The sequence below is a fragment of the Curtobacterium pusillum genome, from assembly GCF_007680845.1.
GTDB lineage: Bacteria > Actinomycetota > Actinomycetes > Actinomycetales > Microbacteriaceae > Curtobacterium > Curtobacterium pusillum_B.
The window spans coordinates 1-17637 of the sequence record NZ_VEIY01000008.1; the positions used below are offsets into that span (position 1 = coordinate 1).

Below are 17637 nucleotides of genomic sequence, written 5' to 3' on the forward strand. Positions count from 1 at the left end.
GGCGCGGGCGGGCGCGGCGCGCGGCGCGCGCGGCGGCGCGCGTGGCGGCCCGCGACGCCGAGCGGGCGCAACACGCCGCGCCTGGTTCGCCGAGCGGGCGGAAATGGCCGGTTGGGGGCGCCGAGCGGGACGTATTTCGCCCGCTCGGGGAGGGTGAGGGCTGGCGCGGAACAGGCCGACCCGCGGGGAGTCCGGCGCGCCGAGCGGGCGGGACACGCCGCGCCCGGTTCGCCGAGCGGGCGGAAGTGGCCGGGTGGGGGCGCCGAGCGGGACCCATTTCGCCCGTCCGGGATCGGCGAGCGCGTGCCGCACGGTGCCGGGGCCGACGCGGGGCTGGCGTGGGAGGGGCCGACCTCCGGGGAGTCCGGCGCGCCGAGCGGGCGGAACACGCCGCGCCCGGTTCACCGAGCGGGCGGAAGCAGCCGGGTGCGGGTCCCGAGCGGGACGTATTTCGCCCGCTCGGGGAGGGCCTGGCGGGAGGGCGCGGCGGGCGGGCTCGGCGGGCGGGCGGCGGTGGCGCGCGGGGCCCGGCGCGCCGCGCATTGCGAGAGTGAGCGCTCACGTGACAGGATGTGAGCGCTCACGGAGGACGACGAGGTTCTGGAGGAAACGCATGAGCGACGATCGCCGACAGCAGGTTGCGGACGGCCGGACGACCCTCGGCATCGAGCTGGGGTCCACCCGCATCAAGGCATGCCTGGTCGACGAGGACCTCGTGCCCATCGCCGCAGGCTCCCACGAGTGGGAGAACGAGTTCGTCGACGGCCGATGGACCTACTCCCTCGACGCCGTCGAGACCGGACTCCGCGCCGCGTACGCCGCCCTCGTGGCCGACGTCGAGGCGCAGTACGACGTCACCCCGACCAGCTACCGTGCCGCCGGCGTGAGCGCGATGATGCACGGCTACCTCGCGTTCGACGCCGACGACGAGCTGCTCGTCCCGTTCCGCACCTGGCGCAACACCTCGACCGGCCCCGCCGCCGAACGGCTGAGCGACGCCCTCGGTTGCAACATCCCGCTCCGCTGGTCGGTCGCGCACCTCTACCAGGCGGTCCTCGACGAGGAGCCCCACGTCGCCGAGCTCGCCGGCATCACCACGCTCGCCGGGTACGTCCACCGACGGCTCACCGGGCGGGACGTCCTCGGCGTCGGCGACGCGTCCGGAGTCTTCCCGATCGACAGCTCCCCGGTCGACAGCGGACCCGGTGACCCGGGCGCCCGGGACTGGGACGACGCCAGGCTCCGGACGACGCAGGACCTCCTCGGCGCGGCGGTGCCCGACCTGCGAGCGCTCCTGCCCGAGGTACTGGTTGCCGGGGACGACGCCGGAGCCCTCACCCCCGAGGGCGCGGCGTGGCTCGACCCCTCCGGCTCGCTGCAGTCCGGCGTCCCGTTCTGCCCGCCCGAGGGCGACGCCGGGACGGGCATGGTGGCGACGAACGCCGTCGCTCCCCGGACCGGCAACGTCAGCGTCGGGACGAGCATCTTCGCGATGGTCGTCCTCGAACAGGCCCTGTCGACGCCGCACGAGGAGCTCGACATCGTGACGACGCCGTCCGGCGACCCTGTCGCGATGGTGCACTGCAACAACGGTGCGAGCGAGATCGCCAGCTGGGCGCGCGTGTTCGGTCGGTTCGCCGAAGCGGCGAGCGAGCGCACCGGCGGCGCCGCACCGGACATCGACGCCGTCTACGCGACGCTGCTGGCCGAAGCCGAGCACGCCGACCCGGACGCCGGTGGGCTCCTCTCGTTCAACTACCTCGCGGGCGAGCCCGTCACCCACGTCGTGGACGGCCGGCCCCTGCTGCTCCGCACTCCCGACGCCCGCTTCACCCTGGGCAACCTGGTGCGTTCCGAGGTGCACGGCGCGTTCGCCACCCTCGCGATCGGCATGGACGTCCTGCACGACGAACAGGTGCAGGTCGACCGGATGACCGCGCACGGCGGGCTCTTCCGCACGCCCGGCGCTCCCCAGCGACTGCTCGCGGCGGCGCTGCGGGTGCCGGTCGCGCTCGAGGAGACCGCCGGCGAGGGCGGTGCCTGGGGGATCGCGGTCCTCGCGGCCTACCTGGAGCACACCGACCAGCACCTCGCGGACTTCCTCGCCGACACCGTCTTCGGTGGCGGCGCCGTGCAGGTCGCCGAGCCCGAGCAGCGGGACGTCGACGGCTTCCAGACCTACCTCGAGCGGTACCGCGCGGCGCTCCCGGTCCAGGCCGTGGCGGCAGCGACGACCCGAGCCAGCGCGACCACCGACCGACCCGAGCCGGCCGACGGGGCCGAGCCGCGCCTCCAGGCAGAGGAAGTGACCCGATGACCGACGCGAGCAAGCAGACCGACCCGGCCGACCCGGCCGACCCGACCACCCAGCAGGCCGTCGCCACCACGCGCGAACGCGTCGCCCGCCTGCACGGCGAACTCGTCCGCTACGGCCTCGTGATCTGGACCGGGGGCAACGTCTCCGAGCGTGTCCCCGGCACCGACCTCTTCGTCATCAAGCCGAGCGGTGTGTCGAGCGACGACCTGACCCCCGAGAACCAGGTGGTGTGCACCCTCGACGGCGTCCCGGCCGACGGGTGGGGCAACGAGCACGGCCCGTCCTCCGACACCGCCGCGCACGCCTACGTGTACCGGAACATGCCCGAGGTCGGCGGCGTCGTGCACACCCACTCGACCTACGCCACGGCATGGGCAGCCCGAGCCGAGGAGATCCCGTGCGTCATCACGGCGATGGCCGACGAGTTCGGCGGCCCGATCCCGGTCGGCCCGTTCGCGATCATCGGCGACGACTCGATCGGCCACGGGATCGTCGAGACCCTCAGCGGGCACCGGAGCCGCGCGGTCCTCATGCAGAACCACGGCGTGTTCACGATCGGTCGCGACGCCCGCGACGCGGTCAAGGCAGCGGTGATGTGCGAGGACGTCGCACGGACGGTGCACATCGCCAAGCAAGGCGGCGAGGTCGTGCCCATCGCGCAGGAGAACATCGATCGACTCTTCGATCGCTACCAGAACGTCTACGGACAGAACCCCGAAGGAGCACTTGCATGACGCACGTCGTCGACCCCGCCGAGACACTGGCGGGCTACGAGGTCTGGTTCCTGACGGGGAGCCAGGGGCTGTACGGCGAGGAGACCCTGCGCCAGGTCGAGGAGCAGTCACGTGCCGTGCACGCGCAGCTCGAGGGTGCCCTGCCGGTCAAGCTCGTCTGGAAGCCCGTGCTCAAGGACGCCGACGGTATCCGCCGCGCCCTCATCGAGGCCAGCGCCGACGACAAGGTCATCGGCGTCACGACGTGGATGCACACCTTCAGCCCCGCGAAGATGTGGATCGGCGGCCTGACCGCGCTCACGAAGCCGCTGCTGCACCTGCACACGCAGGCGAACGTCACGCTGCCGTGGGCGGACATCGACTTCGACTTCATGAACCTCAACCAGGCCGCGCACGGCGACCGGGAGTTCGGGTACGTGCTGGCGCGGCTCGGGGTCCGGCACGCCACGGCGGTCGGGCACGTCTCCGATCCCCGGGTCCAGCAGCGGGTCCAGAACTGGACGCGTGCGGCAGCGGCCGCGGCGTCCGTCCGCTCGCTGAAGTTGACCCGGTTCGGCGACAACATGCGGTACGTCGCCGTCACCGAGGGCGACAAGACCGAGGCCGAGATCGAGCTCGGCGTGCAGGTGAACACCTGGGCGGTCAACGAGCTGGCCGAAGCGGTCTCCTCAGCAAGTGAGGAAGACATCGACGACCTCGTCGCGGTCTACGAACGTGACTACGACGTGGACCCGTCGCTGCGCCGCGACGGCGGTGACCGGCACGCCGCGCTCCGTGACGGTGCCGCGATCGAGCTCGGGCTCCGCTCCCTCCTCGCGCAGAACGGCAGTGCGGCCTTCACCACGAACTTCGAGGACCTCGGCTCGCTCAAGCAGCTGCCCGGGCTCGCCGTGCAGCGCCTGATGGCCGACGGCTACGGGTTCGGTGCCGAGGGCGACTGGAAGACCGCCGTCCTCGTCCGTGCGATGAACGTCGCCGGCGCCGGACTGTCCGGCGGCGCATCCCTCATGGAGGACTACACGTACGACCTCACCCCGGGCGCGGAGAAGATCCTCGGCGCCCACATGCTCGAGGTCTCGCCGACCCTCACCACGACGAAGCCGACGCTCGAGATCCACCCGCTCGGCATCGGCGGCAAGGACGACCCGGTCCGCCTGGTCTTCACCGCCGACGCCGGCGAGGCCGTGGTCGTCGCGCTCTCCGACACCCGCGACGGCTTCCGTCTCACCGCGAACGTCGTCGACGTCGTACCGCCGACCGAAGCCCTGCCGAAGCTGCCCGTCGGCCGCGCCGTCTGGGAGCCGCGGCCGTCCTTCCCCGTCGCCGCTGAGGCGTGGCTCACCGCCGGTGCCGCCCACCACACCGTGATGACGACGGCCGTCGGGCTGCAGGTCATCGAGGACTTCGCGACGTTGGTCGGCACCGAGTTCCTCGTCATCGACGAGCACACCACCGCCCGCGGGTTCCGTGACGAGCTGCGTCTCCAGCAGACGTGGCACCGCCTCGACCGGGGGTTCTAGGCTCGTGACCGTGAGCGCGACGACGCGGACGAACTGGGCCGGCAACGTCACGTACCGGGCGTCCGGCCTGGCGCGTCCGGCGTCGGTGGCCTCGTTGCAGGAACTGGTCGCGTCGACGCCGCGCCTGACGGCGCTCGGATCGCGGCACTCGTTCAACGCGATCGCCGACACGGACGCCCTGCAGGTCTCCCTGGCGGACCTGCCACCGGTCCTCGACATCGACGAGGAACGTCGTGTCGTGCGCGTCGCCGCCGGCATGGTGCACAGCCAGGTCGCCGCCGGTCTGGAGGCGCGGGGCTGGGCACTCGCGAACCTCGCCTCCCTGCCGCACATCTCCACCGCCGGAGCCGTCGCCACCGGGACGCACGGCTCCGGCGTCCGGAACCCCTCGCTCGCGCAGGCGGTGGTCGGCCTCGAGGTCGTCCGCGCTTCCGGCGAGCTGGTGCGGGTCGATGCGTCCGCTCCGGACGGCGCGCTCGACGCCCACCGGGTGGCGCTCGGCGCGCTCGGCGTCGTCACCGCAGTCGAACTCGCGATCGAGCCGACGTTCCAGGTCGCCACGACCGTGCACCTCGACTTGCCGTGGGACGCGGTGTTCGCACACTTCGACGACGTGATGTCCGATGCGTACTCGGTGTCGATGTTCACCGCGTTCGACGACCGGGGCGCACGGCAGGTGTGGACGAAGCACCGCGTGGACGAACCGGCACCGGCCGTCGACCTCGTCGCGCTCGGGGCCCGACCGGCCACCGGCCCCGTGCACCCGGGGGAGAACGACCCCGCTGGTGTCACCGAGCAGGGCGGTGTGCCGGGACCGTGGTCCGAGCGGCTGCCGCACTTCCGCTCTGCGTTCACCCCGTCGACCGGAGCCGAGATCCAGGCGGAGTACCTGCTGCCCGCGGCCTCGGCCGTCCCGGCACTGCAGGCGCTCCGACCCCTCGCGGACCTCTTCGCGCCGCTGTTGATCGCCGCCGAGGTCCGGACCATCGCTCCCGACACCGCGTGGCTCGCACCGTCCGCCGGGCGGCAGTCGGTCGGGATCCACTTCACCTTCCGCCGCGATGCACCGGCCGTGGCAGCGGCCGTGGAGCGGATCGAGGAGGTGCTCGCCCCGTTCGACGCGCGACCGCACTGGGGGAAGGTGTCCGCGGCGAGCCCCGAGCGGCTGCACGAGGTGTACCCGCGGCTGTCCGACTTCGCCGCGCTCGCCCGGGACCTCGACCCGACGGGGCGGCTCCGCAACGCGTTCTTGGCGCGCGTGCTCGCCTGACGCAGCGCGGGCGGCGCGTGCGGCCGGCGCCGGGCGCGGGCGGCGGGCGCGGGCGTCGTCGCCGGGGACGAACCACGAATGCGACATCGAACCAGGCCGCGAGCCCGGTTCGACGTCGGGTTCGTGGTTCGACGCGCGCGCTCAGCGGTGGGGGCGCCGCTCGTGGCCGGCCCGGGTTCCGACCTCCCCGAAGTGGGGCTGCGGTCGGCCTCGACCGACGCCCTACTGTCTGAGCGTGGCTGAGGGGGAGAGCATGACGCTGCCGATCGCGGGTTGGTACCCGGATCCTGAGGACCAAGCGCGGCTTCGGTGGTGGGACGGCCTGCGGTGGGGCGCGCTCGCACCTCAGCCGGACGCTGCCGCGCCGCACGTGCGGGCCGTCCCCGCAGAGGCTTCGCCTCGCCCACCGGCTCCGTCCGAGTACCACCTCGGCGTCACCGATCCGCCCCTCGTCGGACGCAAGGCCCGCGTCGCGCGCGATCGAGCCACTCGATCCGCCAACCCGTTCGGGTACGCGGGTCTGGTGCTGTCGCTGATCGCCTTCATCTTCAACCTGCTCGCGATCCCGAGCATCCTCGGACTGGTGTTCGGGGCGATCGGCCTCGCGAGAGCGAGCCAGCTCACCGGCCAGCGGATCACCGGGTTCGGTGTCTCCCTGGCCGCCGTGATCCTCGGCCTCGTGGCCGGAGGATGGTTCTTCTTGCGGGTCGCACAACTCCTCGGCTGACGCGGAGGCGCGTTCACAGGGGGCTCGCACGACATGTGGGGGTGTCGCACCGGGCGGATCCTGAGTGCTCACATGTGAGGACGCAAAGGTCGAGGCATGGCGAACTTCACCCGGATCCTGGGCATGGCCTCGAAGGTCATCGACAAGCAGATGCAGAAGAACGGCGGCCAGAGCGGACCGCAGCAGCAGGGCGGGACGGACTGGCGGGACATCGTCCGGACCGCGGCCGACCGGCTGACGGGCGACGACCGGACCCAGCCGTCGCCGCAGCCGCAGCGGCAGCCGGAGCCGCAGGGACAGCCGCAGCCCCGCGGCACGGTCGATCCCGACAAGCTCGCCCTCGCGAAGTACGACCACCTCCTCCGCACGGCGCCGCCCGAGCGGCTCGAACAGGTCCACCACGACGCGTTCGCCCGACTCACCCCGGGCCAGCGCCAGCAGATCCGCGACCGCCTGAACTCCGAGCTGCCGCCGCACGAGCACCTGCGCGACGACTCGGCGGGAGGCATGGCACGCGCGATGACCCGGGGTGAGGTGGCACGGCCGGGGCTGGTCCGGCGGGTCCTCGGCGGTACGGGCCGCGGGGGCGCGTTCGCGGGCGGCGCCGCGGTCGGAGCCGGCGCGATGGCGTTGGGTGGCCTCGGTGCGGCGGTCGCCGGGGGAGCGGTGGCGAGCGCTGCCGCCGGGCCGCTCCTCGCCGAGGCGGCGAACCTCGGCGTGGACTTCGACGGCATCGCGGCGGGCATCGGCCACCTCGGCGTCGGCGACCTCGGCGTCGGCGACCTCGGCGTCGGCGACCTCGGCGACGGCGAGCAGCTCCTCGGCGAGGGCGGCCAGCTCCTCGGCGACCTGGGCAACGACTTCCTCGGGGGACTCTTCGACCGCTGAGGGTGGACTCGGTGCGAACCCATCGGGAATAGCGGGACGACTCACGGGACTTGGACCGTTACGTCGTGCGACGTCCGTCGCACGCGGGATTCGGACGGGGAACCGCCCGGGTGTCAGGATGGACGGCGCCCGGTGACCCGACCCGGAGCACCGCAGTGACCTCCCCACGGTCACCACCCCACCCCTTCCCACGAGGAGCACCACCGTCATGAGACGCCCGAAGCGCCTGACCATCACCGCGGCGGTCGCCGCAGCAGCAGCCCTGGTGCTCGCCGGGTGCTCGGGCGGAGGCGCCTCGGACGACGCTACGAGCAGCACGGCCAAGGGCGGCACGCTCAACATCCTCACGACGGCGACCGCGGTGCACCTCGACCCGGCGACGAGCCAGAACCTGAACATCACGACGCTCGGCCTGGTGCTCCGCCGCCTGACCGCGTGGGACGTCGAGCCCGGCAAGACGGCCAAGGTCGTCCCGGACCTCGCGACGACCACCGGCGACTCGAGCGACGGCGGCAAGACCTGGACCTACCACCTCAAGAAGGGGCTGGAGTTCCAGGACGGCACGGCGATCACCACGAAGGACATCAAGTGGGGCATCGAGCGCTCGTTCGCGCCGACCCTCACGGGTGGTCTGAGCTACCACAAGTCGCTCCTCGTCGGGGGTGACACCTACAAGGGCCCGTTCGACGGCAAGACGCTCGACAGCATCGAGACGCCCGACGACTCGACCATCGTCTTCAAGCTCAACGCGGCCTACGGCGACTGGCCCTGGATCGTCTCGATGCCGGCGTTCGCCCCGGTCCCCGAGGGCGACGGAACCGACACCGGCGCGTACGACGCCAAGCCGGTCGCGAGCGGCCCGTACGAGGTGCAGTCGAACACGCAGGGCTCCCAGATCACGCTCGTCCGGAACAAGTCCTGGAGCGCCAAGACCGACGACGTCCGCACCGCCGGCCCGTCGAAGGTCGTCTTCAAGGAGAGCCAGGACCCGTCGACGGTCACCCAGACGCTCATCGCCGACAACGGTGACGCGAAGGACTCGTTCGGTGCCACCTACCTCGGTGCCGCCGAGCTGAACCAGGTGCGCTCGAACCCGTCCGCGCAGGACCGCCTCGCGACGTCGAAGGCCGGCCCGATCACCTACATGGCGATCAACACGCAGAAGGGCTCGCTCAAGGAGCTCAAGGTCCGTCAGGCGCTGCAGTACGCGGTCGACAAGAAGTCGTACCGGATCGCCGCGGGCGGTGCCCTCGCCGGCACCTACGCCTCGACGCTCATCACGCCGGGCATCGCCGGTCGTCAGGACTACGACCTCTACAAGCCGGGTGCGTCGGGGAACGTCGCCAAGGCGAAGAAGCTCCTGCAGGAGGCCGGCGTCTCCGACCTCAAGCTGACCCTCGCCACGCAGAACGACCCGTCCAACCTCGCCCAGGCACAGGCGCTGCAGTCCGGCCTCAAGCGCGCCGGCATCACGGTCACGCTGAAGCCGCTCGACTCGGACTCGTTCTACACGGCGGTCACCGACGGCACCGACTTCGACCTGGCGCTGTTCAGCTGGCAGCCGGACTTCCCGAGCGCGAACGCCAACATCCAGCCCCTCTACGACTCGTCGCAGATCGGCAACGGCGGCTACAACGTCTCGAAGTACAGCAACCCCGAGGTCGACGCGCTCATCAAGCAGGCGACGGGCACGATCGACCAGAAGGACGCGCAGAAGCTCTGGGCCGAGGTCGACAAGAAGATCATGGCCGACGCGCCGATCGTCCCGTTGACTTACGCGAAGCAGTCGTTCCTGGCCGGGTCGAACGTGCAGAACTTCAAGATCGCCGACTTCCCGGCGTACCCGAACTACCTCAAGGTGTCACTCGCCAAGTGAGTGCCCCGTTGCTCGAGGTCGAGGGGCTCCGCGTCGCGTTCGGCGACGCGGAGCCCGTCGTCCGTGACGTCTCCTTCACCCTGACGCCCGGCCGGGTGCTCGCCCTCGTCGGCGAGTCCGGGTCGGGCAAGTCCGTCAGCGCGATGAGCGTGCTCGGGCTGCTCCCGCCGGAGGCCCGGGTCACCGGCAGCGTCCGGTTCCGCGGCGAGGAGCTCGTCGGCGCGTCCGACGACGATCTGCGAGCCGTCCGGGGCGCGGGCATCGGCGTGGTCTTCCAGGAGCCGATGAACTCGTTCACGCCGGTGCTCTCCATCGGCACGCAGATCGCCGAGGCGGTCACCGCGCACCCGACCGACCTCGACCGGGCGGGGGTGTCGGCGCGGACCGACGAACTCCTCCGCGCGGCAGGCCTCACCGATCCGGCACGCATCCGGAAGGCGTACCCGCACGAGCTCTCCGGCGGACAGCTCCAGCGGGCGATGATCGCGATGGCGCTCGCGGGCGACCCCGTGGCGCTCATCGCCGACGAGCCGACGACCGCGCTCGACGTGACGGTGCAGGCGGGGATCCTCGATCTGCTCCGCACGCTCGGACGGGAACGCGGTCTCGCGGTGCTCCTCATCACGCACGACATGGGCGTGGTCGCGGACGTCGCCGACGAGGTGCTCGTCATGCGCCGTGGCGATCCGGTCGAGCACGGGGCGGTGGCGGACGTCTTCGCTGCCCCCTCTGCCGAGTACACGCGGGCACTCCTCGCTGCAGTCCCCGGACTGGAGGCGCGGCGTGTGGAAACCGACCACGTCACGACCGCAGGTGGGGCACCGGAGCCGAGCCGCGCCTCCCGTCCGCTGGTCGCGCAGCTGCGCGACGTCTCGGTGCGCTACGCGCGCCGTGGTGCGCCGACGGTCTCCGGCATCGACCTCGAACTCCACGCCGGCGGCACGCTCGGGCTCGTGGGGGAGTCGGGGTCGGGCAAGTCGACCATCGGCCGAGCGCTCGCCGGCCTCGTGCCGGTCGTCGCCGGATCGGTCGAGGTGGACGGCAGCGACCTGCGGACCGCGCGCGGCGCCCGACTCCGCGAGCTCCGCAGCCGGGTCGGCATCGTGTTCCAGGACCCCGCGTCGTCGCTCAACCCGCGGCAGACGATCGGGTGGAGCATCGCGGAGCCGCTCCTCGTGCACGACGCCGGCTCCGCCGCGCACCGAGCCGAGCGTGTCCGCGAGCTCCTGACCGCCGTGCAGCTCGACCCCTCGTGGGCCGAACGATTCCCGCACCAGCTCTCCGGCGGTCAGCGTCAGCGCGTCGCGGTCGCCCGGGCCCTCGCGCTCCGACCGGCCCTCGTGATCGCGGACGAGCCGACGAGCGCGCTCGACGTCACCGTGCAGGCCGCCGTGCTCGACCTCCTCGCCGAGCTCCAGCAGGACTTCGGGTTCGGCATGCTCCTCGTCAGCCACGACCTGGCCGTCGTGCGACAGCTCGCGGACGAGGTCGTCGTCCTCCGGAACGGGCGGGTCGTCGAACGCGGCACGACCGACGCCGTCCTCGACCACCCGCAGCAGGACTACACGCGCATGCTCCTCGCGGCAGCGCCCGTCGCCGACCCGGTGCGACAGGCCGCCCGCCGCGAGGCCTGGCGTGCATGGGAAGGGGTGGCCTCGTGACCGCCAACGTCGTCGAACGGCCGGTCGCCGCCGCCGCGAACCGGAGCACCGGCTTCCGCGCCGTGGTCCGTCGAGTGCGGCAGGACCGGTGGGCCGTGGCGTCCGCGATCGTCATCGTCGTGTTCGTCGTCCTGGCCGTCGGCGCGCCGCTCATCGCCGCGATCACGGGGCAGGACCCGTACGGGTACAACATCGACGCGCTCAACTCGTTCGGTGCCCCGAAGGGCTTCGGCGGCGGCATCAGCGGTGACCACTGGTTCGGGGTCGAACCCCTGACCGGCCGCGACCTGTTCGCGATCGTCACCTACGGTGCCCGGACCTCGCTCGGCATCGGGCTCGCCGCGACCGTCGTCTCGATCGTCATCGGCGTGCTCGTCGGCGTCACGACCGGGTTCTTCGGCGGTTGGTACGACCGGGTGCTCTCCCGCGTCGTCGACGTCATCTTCGGCTTCCCGTCGCTGGTCTTCATGATCGCCCTCACCGCGATCGTGCCGACGTCGTTCCCGAAGCCCGTCCTCGTCGTCCTCGTCATCGGGTTCTTCGGCTGGCCGTCCGTCGCCCGGGTCGTGCGCGGGCAGACGCTGTCGCTCGTCACGCGGAACTACGTCGTCGCGTCGACCGCGATGGGCGCCGGGCGGTGGCACGTCATCCGCACGCAGCTGCTCCCGAACCTCGCCGCGACGATCACCGTCTACGCGACGATCTCGATCCCGTCGATGATCGGTGCCGAGGCCGCGCTGTCGTTCCTCGCCGTGGGCGTGACCCCGCCGACGCCGTCGTGGGGTCGCAGCATCGGCGACGCGATCGGCTGGGTGCAGACCGATCCGATGTACCTCGTGTTCCCGGGCCTGGCGCTGTTCCTCATCACGCTGGCCTTCAACGTGCTCGGCGACGCGCTCCGCGACGCCCTCGACCCGCGAGGGGGGAACCGGTGACCACGCTCCGCTTCATCGCCATCCGTGTCCTCGGTGCCGTCGTCGTGCTGCTCGTGGTCGCCGCGATCACCTACGCGCTGTTCATGCTGCTGCCGACCAACCCGGCCCGCGCGATCTGCGACAAGCCCTGCACGCCGGACCGGTTGCGGGAGGTCCAGGCGTTCCTCGGCACGGACAAGCCGTGGATCGCGCAGTTCGGGGCGTACCTCGCCGGCATCTTCACCGGGCGGACCTTCGGCTCCGGCGCCTCGGTCATCCACTGCGCCGCACCGTGCTTCGGGTACTCGTTCCAGCTGCACGACAGCGTGACGAACCTCATCCTCACGCGCCTGCCCGTCACCGCGTCGATCGCGGTCGGCGCCGCCGTGCTCTGGCTCGTCGCCGGGGTCGCCGGTGGTGCGCTGTCGGCCCTCCGCCGCGGGACCTTCGTCGACCGGGCCGTGATGACCGTGGCCGTCGCCGGGGTGTCCGCGCCGTCGTACCTGGTCGGGCTGCTCGCGATCCTGCTGTTCGGGTTCGTGCTCGGCATCCTGCCCACCAGCGGCTACGTCGCGTTCGGGGACGACCCGGTCGGCTGGCTCACCCACCTGATCCTGCCGTGGTGCGTCCTCGCGTTCATCAGTGCCGCGATCTACGCCCGCCTGACCCGGGGCGAGATGCTCGAGTCGATGTCGCAGGACTTCGTCCGGACCGCCCGAGCGAAGGGACTCCGCGAACGCCAGGTCGTCGTGCGGCACGGGCTGCGGACGGCGATCCTGCCCGTGGTGACGCTGTTCGGGCTCGACCTCGGCTCGCTGCTCGGCGGCGCGGTCATCACCGAGAAGGTGTTCTCGATGCAGGGCCTCGGGGCGCTCCTCATCGACGCGGTGCACACGCTCGACCTGCAGGTGGTCGTCGGCTTCACGCTGTTCTCGGCACTGCTCATCGTCACCGCGAACGTGATCGTCGACGTCGTGTACGCGTTCGTCGACCCGCGGGTGCGTCGCCGGGCCTAGCAGCGGAACCGGTCAGGCCACGCCGGCCGCGTCCCACCACCGCAGCACCCGCGTGCCGAACAGCGTGAGCCATCGCGACGGCGCACCGGCCGGTACGTCGACCTCGAACCACTGCCGCCCCGGTGGCCGGTCGCCCTGGGTCCACGTCCCGTCCGGCAGTCGGGCGCCGCGGACCACCGCGATCGCCTCCGCGGCGCGCGGATCAGGTGCGGTCCCGTCCAGGAGCGATGCCGCGCGCAGGTGGTCGGTGGCGCGGAGCACCGTGTAGATCCACCGCTGCGGGTAGGCGAACCGGGTCGCCCACGGGCCGACCAGTGCCCCGTCGGACTTCCGGTGGAGCAGCCGTCGTTCGAGCAGGTACTCCGCGCCGCGGTGCCTGGCGTCCCGGAGCTCGGCCGCGCGGGGATGACGACCGCTCGTCAGCTGCTCGTGCTGCAGCAGGCCGTCGAGCACGTTGAGCGTCGAGTGGAACGACGACACCGTCGAGCCCTCCACCCACTCGCAGTTCCAGCCGCCGTCGGCCTGCTGGTGCTCGAGCAGCCAGTCGGCGATCCCGTCGACGTCCGCGCCGAGCCACGTCCCGTTCGCGAGCGTGAACGCGTTGATGCAGCAGTCGACCTCGCCGCTCCAGTACGGCAGCTGCTCGTACTCCCACCGGCTGTTGGCCGCGAGCCTCGCGGCGGTGTCCGTGAGCACGGCGGCGTCGAGGCCCCAGTCGCGCAACGCGTTGAGCGACCAGGTCGTCGCGGTGTACGGCTGGCCGGGTTCCTCGGCCTCGGGAGATCCGGGGTCGAAGTCGCCGGGGAAGTACGCCCCGCCGGCCCACTGCCCGTCGGGGTCCTGGTGCGCGAGGAGTGCGGCACCGATCCCTTCGGTGGCGACGCGGACGCGGGTGGCCTCCCACGTCGAGGCGGGTGCACCGACGAGGTCGCGCTCGACCTGCCAGCGGATCGCCGGGTCCGAGTCGAGCAGCCACGCGACCACCGTGTCGTCCATGCCGCGGAGGCTACTACCCGACGAAGCGGTAGGCGCCCCCGTCGTCCGTCCGTTCGAGCACGCCGAGGTCGACGGCATCGCGCCGCACGATCGCGACGTCCTCGGAGAACATCGCGATCGCGGCGTTCAGCACTGCCTCCGTGACGGGCCGTGACGTCCCGAGCCGCGCGAAGACGGTGCGCACGATGCGGACCGACAGCGGGTGCCGCTGGTCGTCCGGGCCGGGCATCCGTCCGATCCGGTCGAACTCGAGCAGTGCCGCGGGCCCTTGCAGGTGTTGCAGGTCCTGCGCGGTCCGGCCGAGCAACGGAGCGTCCGGACCGTCGTCACCGAGCCAGTCGAACGCCGTCACGGCGGCACGGGTCCGTTCGTCGAGCGCCGCGCCGCCGACGACCGCGGCACGGAGCGACGGACTGGCGAGGACCGCGACCGCCTGCCGCGCCCGTCCGATGGTGCCGCGCACGTCCATCAGAAGTACGTGATGCCGTGCGGCGTCCGCGGCGGGGTGAGCATGGCACGCAGCAGCGCCGGCGCTGCCGGGTCCGCAGCGCCGACGAGCCCGGCGGCGGCGAGCGTCACCGGCGACACCGACCCGAGGAGCACCGCACCGAGGTCGGCCACGTCGAGCTGGAGGTCGGACCCGGCCACGTCGACGTCGTCGGCGACCTTCGTGACGGTGCCCCGCGCCTCCTGGACGTCGAGCCGGAACGTGCCGGAGGCGAACCCGAGCGCGTCCGTCACGGCGAGCGTCAGCGAACCGTCGACGGCGTAGGGCCGCGAGGCGAGCACGGCCGGGACGTCGAGGACGCGGAGCCAGACGTGGTCTTCCTCGTGGTCGACGTCGTACGCGCGGTTGTCGCCGAGGGCGGCGACGATCGGGTCGTCCAGACGCGACCGGTTGTACTTGACGACGTCGTTGAGGTCGACCGAGAGCAGGAACTCCCACAGCGACAGGTAGGCGGCGTCGGTGGCGTAGACGAGGTCGACGACCTCGAGCACGGTGTCGTCGTCGCGGCTCTCCGAGACGCGCCAGGTCACGTAGCCGTCGACCTCGTCCGACCCGTCGGGTCGGTGCACGGCGGCGCGGACGCCCTTCGCCTTCTCGCCGTCCTGCCCGCGGAGGCCGAACGCGACCGGCCAGGTGCCGGCGTTCCGGACCATCGAGCCCGGTGTGCGGGCGTTGAAGCGGTCGAAGACCGAGCGGCCCGGGCCGCCGGCGAGCCACTCGGGCGTGACGATGCTGACGACGCCGGTCGTCGGCGCGAGGAAGGGCAGTGCGCGGTCGCGGCGGACGTGCACGGCGCGTTCGCGGATCGCGCTGCCGAAGCCGAAGCGGCGGTAGATCGTGCCCTCGGACGCGGTCAGCGAGGCGATGGCGTAGCCGTCGGCGACACCCCGCTCGAGCGCGCGCGTCATCATGCGGCGGAGGATGCCCCGGCGGCGCTCCGTCGGACGGACCGTGACGGCCGAGATCGCCTGTGTGTCGATCGACGAGCCGTCGCCCCAGCTCAGTGCCTTGGGGAACCACGCGAAGGTGCCGGCCGGCCAGGTCTCGTCGACCGATCCCGGAGCGGGCCGGCGGACGTAGGCGCCGAGGAAGGTCTCCTGGTCCTCGACGAAGTGCTCGACCATGCGGGCGGCCTGTTCGTCGCCCGGGTGCGGCTCGTGGAAGCCGAGGCCCACGGCCTGCATCCATGCTCCGGTCTCGGCGTTCGGGGCCCCCTGGTCGTCCGTCCCGGGCGCGAACTCGCGCAGCTCGTAGCGGTCGTCGAATGCGTCGTTGCTCACACGCCGACACTATCGGGGACCGGTGACGCGGCGCAGGGGGTCCCGCTCGCGGTCAGGGCCGTTCGAGGAACGGGTCGATGACCGCCCAGGTCGCCTCCGGTGCTTCCAGATGGGGGAGGTGTCCGGCGGCCGGCACCTCGGCGAACGCTGCGTCGGGGATCGCTCCGGCGACGGCGCGGCCGTACGCGGGCGTGACGACGCGATCGCTGGCGCCGTACACGACGAGCGTCGGGACGGCGATCGTACCGAGCCGCCCGAGGAGCGCGGGGTCGCTCATCCCGGCGCCGGCGCCGGCGATCGCGGCCATCGTCCGGCCGTTCGACTGCTGGACCGCGCGCTGCTCGTCGGTGAAGGAGGACGGGTCGCGGTAGCCGCGCTCGGGGTCGTGCCACGCGACCTCGGCGAGGCCGCGGGCGTCGAGCGCGAAGAAGTCGGCGATGGGTTCGCCCTCGACGACCACGCCGACGCCGTCGATGTCCACGACCGCGCCGATCAGGCCGGCGTCGCGGTCGTCGGCGGCAGCCTGCACGGCCATCTCGAGGGCGATCCACCCGCCGATCGACGAGCCGACCAGGACGACGTCCCGCTCGCCGTGCTCGCGCAGGCGGGCGAGGTAGACGGCCGCGAGGTCGGCGACGGAGCCGATCTCGTCGGGTCGCGCGGTGCCGTCCCACCCCGGGTGGGTCGGCGCGAGCACGTGCATGGTCGGTGCGAGGTGCCCGACGATCGGCGCGACGGTCAGCGGCCCACCGCCGCCGTGCAGCACGAGTGCGGTGCGGGCGCCCGGGTCACCGGTCTCGACGAGGGGGAGGTCCGAGGGGAGCGTGGAGGTCATCATGGTCCTGTCTCAACATGTTTATCTACGTGTGTTGATACGGTAGCACCATGACGATCGATCTGGAACGGCTGGGGCAGACGATCAAGCGCGCGCAGTACCGGAACCACCGGACGATGGACGCGGCGCTGCGCGACCTCGGCGTGACGCTCGTGCAGTGGGATGCGCTCCGGGCCATCGACCGCATGCCGGGGGCGTCCGGTCACGACCTCGCCGTCGCGACGTTCCAGAGCGACCAGGCCTTCGGCACGCTCGCCGGTCGGCTCGTCGAGCGCGAGCTCATCGATCGGTCTGCCGGACACGGTCGCCGCATCGAGCACCGGCTCACCGACGCCGGGCGCGCGGCGCTGGAGGACGGTCACCGGATCGCCCTGGACGTGCTCGACGACCTGTTCGCGCCGCTCGGCGAAGACCAGCGCGCGGTGCTGGCTCACTTGCTCGACGTGTTGGTCGCGTCCGACGCGCCCGACGCGTCCGCCTGACGGGGCGGCCTGGAGGCGCGGGTCGGCTCCGCAGCGTCGGCGCGGCCAGGTGGTCCGCGGGTTCAGCGCGTCCGTCGCCGTGCCGCGGAGCGCGGCGGGTTCGCGCGCAGGTGCTCCGCGATGCCCCCCAGGATCCGTGCGAGCGCGGCGGCGTCCTCGTCGTCGATCGGCGCGAACAGCAGTCCGTGCACCGTGGCGATGTGCCCTGGGAACACCGCGGCGAGGACGTCACGCCCAGTGGAGGTGAGCGACACGATCGTGCTGCGCTCGTCGTCCGGTGACGGTGCTCGTGTCACGAGGCCGCGCTGCTCGAGCAACTGCGCCTGGTAGGTCAGGCCGCTCCGGCTGTAGACGACCCCGTCGGCGAGGTCCGTCATCCGCTGCCGGCCGTCCGGGGTGTCGCCCAACCGGGCCAGCAGCTGGAACTGCACGTAGCTCAGCTCGCCCGCGTCGCGGAGTTGCTTCTCGACCGCCGGGCGCAGCAGTGCGCCCACCTCGGTGAACGCGAGGTACGCGCCGAGCTGTGTCGAGGTGAGGGACGTGGGCGATTCCGACATGTTCCGATCCTACCTGTTGCTTCGAGTTCGAAGCAGTGGTACGTTCCTGGCAAGTG

Annotated in this window: 16 protein-coding genes; 11 read left to right on the top strand and 5 right to left on the bottom strand. The window is 72.3% G+C overall.

Going from position 1 to position 17637, the window contains the following annotated elements:
• The first annotated feature begins 613 nt into the window (after positions 1-613).
• From FS825_RS15315 to FS825_RS15360, 10 genes are all read left to right on the top strand, one after another.
• Positions 614-2317 (top strand): xylulokinase, encoded by a 1704-nt coding sequence (locus tag FS825_RS15315; RefSeq protein ID WP_144714664.1) that lies wholly within the window; start codon positions 614-616, stop codon positions 2315-2317.
• Positions 2314-3051 carry an L-ribulose-5-phosphate 4-epimerase gene (locus tag FS825_RS15320; RefSeq protein ID WP_144714667.1) on the top strand — a complete coding sequence of 246 codons (738 nt, stop codon included), beginning with the start codon at positions 2314-2316 and terminating at the stop codon, positions 3049-3051. The genes FS825_RS15315 and FS825_RS15320 overlap by 4 nt, the downstream gene beginning before the upstream one ends.
• Positions 3048-4571 (top strand): L-arabinose isomerase, encoded by a 1524-nt coding sequence (gene araA / locus FS825_RS15325; RefSeq protein WP_144714670.1) that lies wholly within the window; start codon positions 3048-3050, stop codon positions 4569-4571. The genes FS825_RS15320 and araA overlap by 4 nt, the downstream gene beginning before the upstream one ends.
• A 10-nt stretch (positions 4572-4581) precedes the next feature.
• Positions 4582-5841 carry a D-arabinono-1,4-lactone oxidase gene (locus FS825_RS15330; protein ID WP_144714673.1) on the top strand — a complete coding sequence of 420 codons (1260 nt, stop codon included), beginning with the start codon at positions 4582-4584 and terminating at the stop codon, positions 5839-5841.
• A 235-nt stretch (positions 5842-6076) separates the two neighbouring features.
• On the top strand, positions 6077-6568 hold the full coding sequence (locus FS825_RS15335; protein WP_260981269.1) for a DUF2510 domain-containing protein: 492 nt from the start codon (positions 6077-6079) through the stop codon (positions 6566-6568).
• Positions 6569-6664: 96 nt separating this feature from the next.
• Positions 6665-7456 carry a cation-transporting ATPase gene (locus FS825_RS15340; protein ID WP_144714676.1) on the top strand — a complete coding sequence of 264 codons (792 nt, stop codon included), beginning with the start codon at positions 6665-6667 and terminating at the stop codon, positions 7454-7456.
• Between the two features lie 208 nt (positions 7457-7664).
• The gene (locus tag FS825_RS15345; protein WP_144714679.1) at positions 7665-9332 is read left to right on the top strand and encodes an ABC transporter substrate-binding protein; all 1668 of its coding nucleotides are present in this window, start codon (positions 7665-7667) and stop codon (positions 9330-9332) included.
• A complete protein-coding gene (locus FS825_RS15350) occupies positions 9329-10993 on the top strand; it encodes a dipeptide ABC transporter ATP-binding protein (RefSeq protein WP_144714682.1) in 1665 nt (554 codons plus the stop codon). Before FS825_RS15345 ends, FS825_RS15350 begins: the two co-directional genes overlap by 4 nt.
• Positions 10990-11928, top strand: a complete 939-nt coding sequence (locus FS825_RS15355; protein WP_186377280.1) for an ABC transporter permease — start codon at positions 10990-10992, stop codon at positions 11926-11928. Before FS825_RS15350 ends, FS825_RS15355 begins: the two co-directional genes overlap by 4 nt.
• Positions 11925-12923, top strand: a complete 999-nt coding sequence (locus FS825_RS15360) for an ABC transporter permease (RefSeq protein ID WP_144714688.1) — start codon at positions 11925-11927, stop codon at positions 12921-12923. The genes FS825_RS15355 and FS825_RS15360 overlap by 4 nt, the downstream gene beginning before the upstream one ends.
• A gap of 12 nt (positions 12924-12935) precedes the next feature.
• Here FS825_RS15360 and FS825_RS15365 read toward each other — a convergent pair whose 3' ends face one another.
• Genes FS825_RS15365 through FS825_RS15380 form a run of 4 tightly spaced genes read right to left on the bottom strand, consistent with a single transcriptional unit; the run spans position 12936 to position 16545 of the window.
• The gene (locus FS825_RS15365; RefSeq protein ID WP_144714691.1) at positions 12936-13919 is read right to left on the bottom strand and encodes a prenyltransferase/squalene oxidase repeat-containing protein; all 984 of its coding nucleotides are present in this window, start codon (positions 13917-13919) and stop codon (positions 12936-12938) included.
• 13 nt (positions 13920-13932) lie between these two features.
• On the bottom strand, positions 13933-14388 hold the full coding sequence (locus FS825_RS15370; RefSeq protein ID WP_144714695.1) for a DUF2087 domain-containing protein: 456 nt from the start codon (positions 14386-14388) through the stop codon (positions 13933-13935).
• On the bottom strand, positions 14388-15707 hold the full coding sequence (locus FS825_RS15375) for a GNAT family N-acetyltransferase (RefSeq protein WP_144714698.1): 1320 nt from the start codon (positions 15705-15707) through the stop codon (positions 14388-14390). Before FS825_RS15375 ends, FS825_RS15370 begins: the two co-directional genes overlap by 1 nt.
• A 52-nt stretch (positions 15708-15759) precedes the next feature.
• Complete coding sequence (locus FS825_RS15380) at positions 15760-16545, bottom strand: alpha/beta fold hydrolase (RefSeq protein ID WP_260981270.1); 786 nt, start codon at positions 16543-16545, stop codon at positions 15760-15762.
• 47 nt (positions 16546-16592) lie between these two features.
• On the opposite strand from FS825_RS15380, the gene FS825_RS15385 reads away from it, so the two are divergent.
• On the top strand, positions 16593-17024 hold the full coding sequence (locus FS825_RS15385; RefSeq protein ID WP_144714701.1) for a MarR family winged helix-turn-helix transcriptional regulator: 432 nt from the start codon (positions 16593-16595) through the stop codon (positions 17022-17024).
• Between the two features lie 62 nt (positions 17025-17086).
• Here the strand turns inward: FS825_RS15385 and FS825_RS15390 are convergent, their stop codons facing one another.
• A complete protein-coding gene (locus FS825_RS15390; protein WP_144714704.1) occupies positions 17087-17581 on the bottom strand; it encodes a MarR family winged helix-turn-helix transcriptional regulator in 495 nt (164 codons plus the stop codon).
• Positions 17582-17637 lie beyond the last annotated feature (56 nt).

Excerpts from the sequence above, each read along its gene's own strand:
- FS825_RS15315 (WP_144714664.1), top strand. The coding sequence starts at position 614 with ATGAGCGACGATCGCCGACAGCAGGTTGCGGACGGCCGGACGACCCTC.
- FS825_RS15380 (WP_260981270.1), bottom strand. The coding sequence starts at position 16,545 with ATGATGACCTCCACGCTCCCCTCGGACCTCCCCCTCGTCGAGACCGGT.
- FS825_RS15365 (WP_144714691.1), bottom strand. The coding sequence starts at position 13,919 with ATGGACGACACGGTGGTCGCGTGGCTGCTCGACTCGGACCCGGCGATC.
- FS825_RS15320 (WP_144714667.1), top strand. The coding sequence starts at position 2,314 with ATGACCGACGCGAGCAAGCAGACCGACCCGGCCGACCCGGCCGACCCG.
- FS825_RS15345 (WP_144714679.1), top strand. The coding sequence starts at position 7,665 with ATGAGACGCCCGAAGCGCCTGACCATCACCGCGGCGGTCGCCGCAGCA.
- FS825_RS15385 (WP_144714701.1), top strand. The coding sequence starts at position 16,593 with ATGACGATCGATCTGGAACGGCTGGGGCAGACGATCAAGCGCGCGCAG.
- FS825_RS15340 (WP_144714676.1), top strand. The coding sequence starts at position 6,665 with ATGGCGAACTTCACCCGGATCCTGGGCATGGCCTCGAAGGTCATCGAC.
- FS825_RS15370 (WP_144714695.1), bottom strand. The coding sequence starts at position 14,388 with ATGGACGTGCGCGGCACCATCGGACGGGCGCGGCAGGCGGTCGCGGTC.
- araA (WP_144714670.1), top strand. The coding sequence starts at position 3,048 with ATGACGCACGTCGTCGACCCCGCCGAGACACTGGCGGGCTACGAGGTC.
- FS825_RS15390 (WP_144714704.1), bottom strand. The coding sequence starts at position 17,581 with ATGTCGGAATCGCCCACGTCCCTCACCTCGACACAGCTCGGCGCGTAC.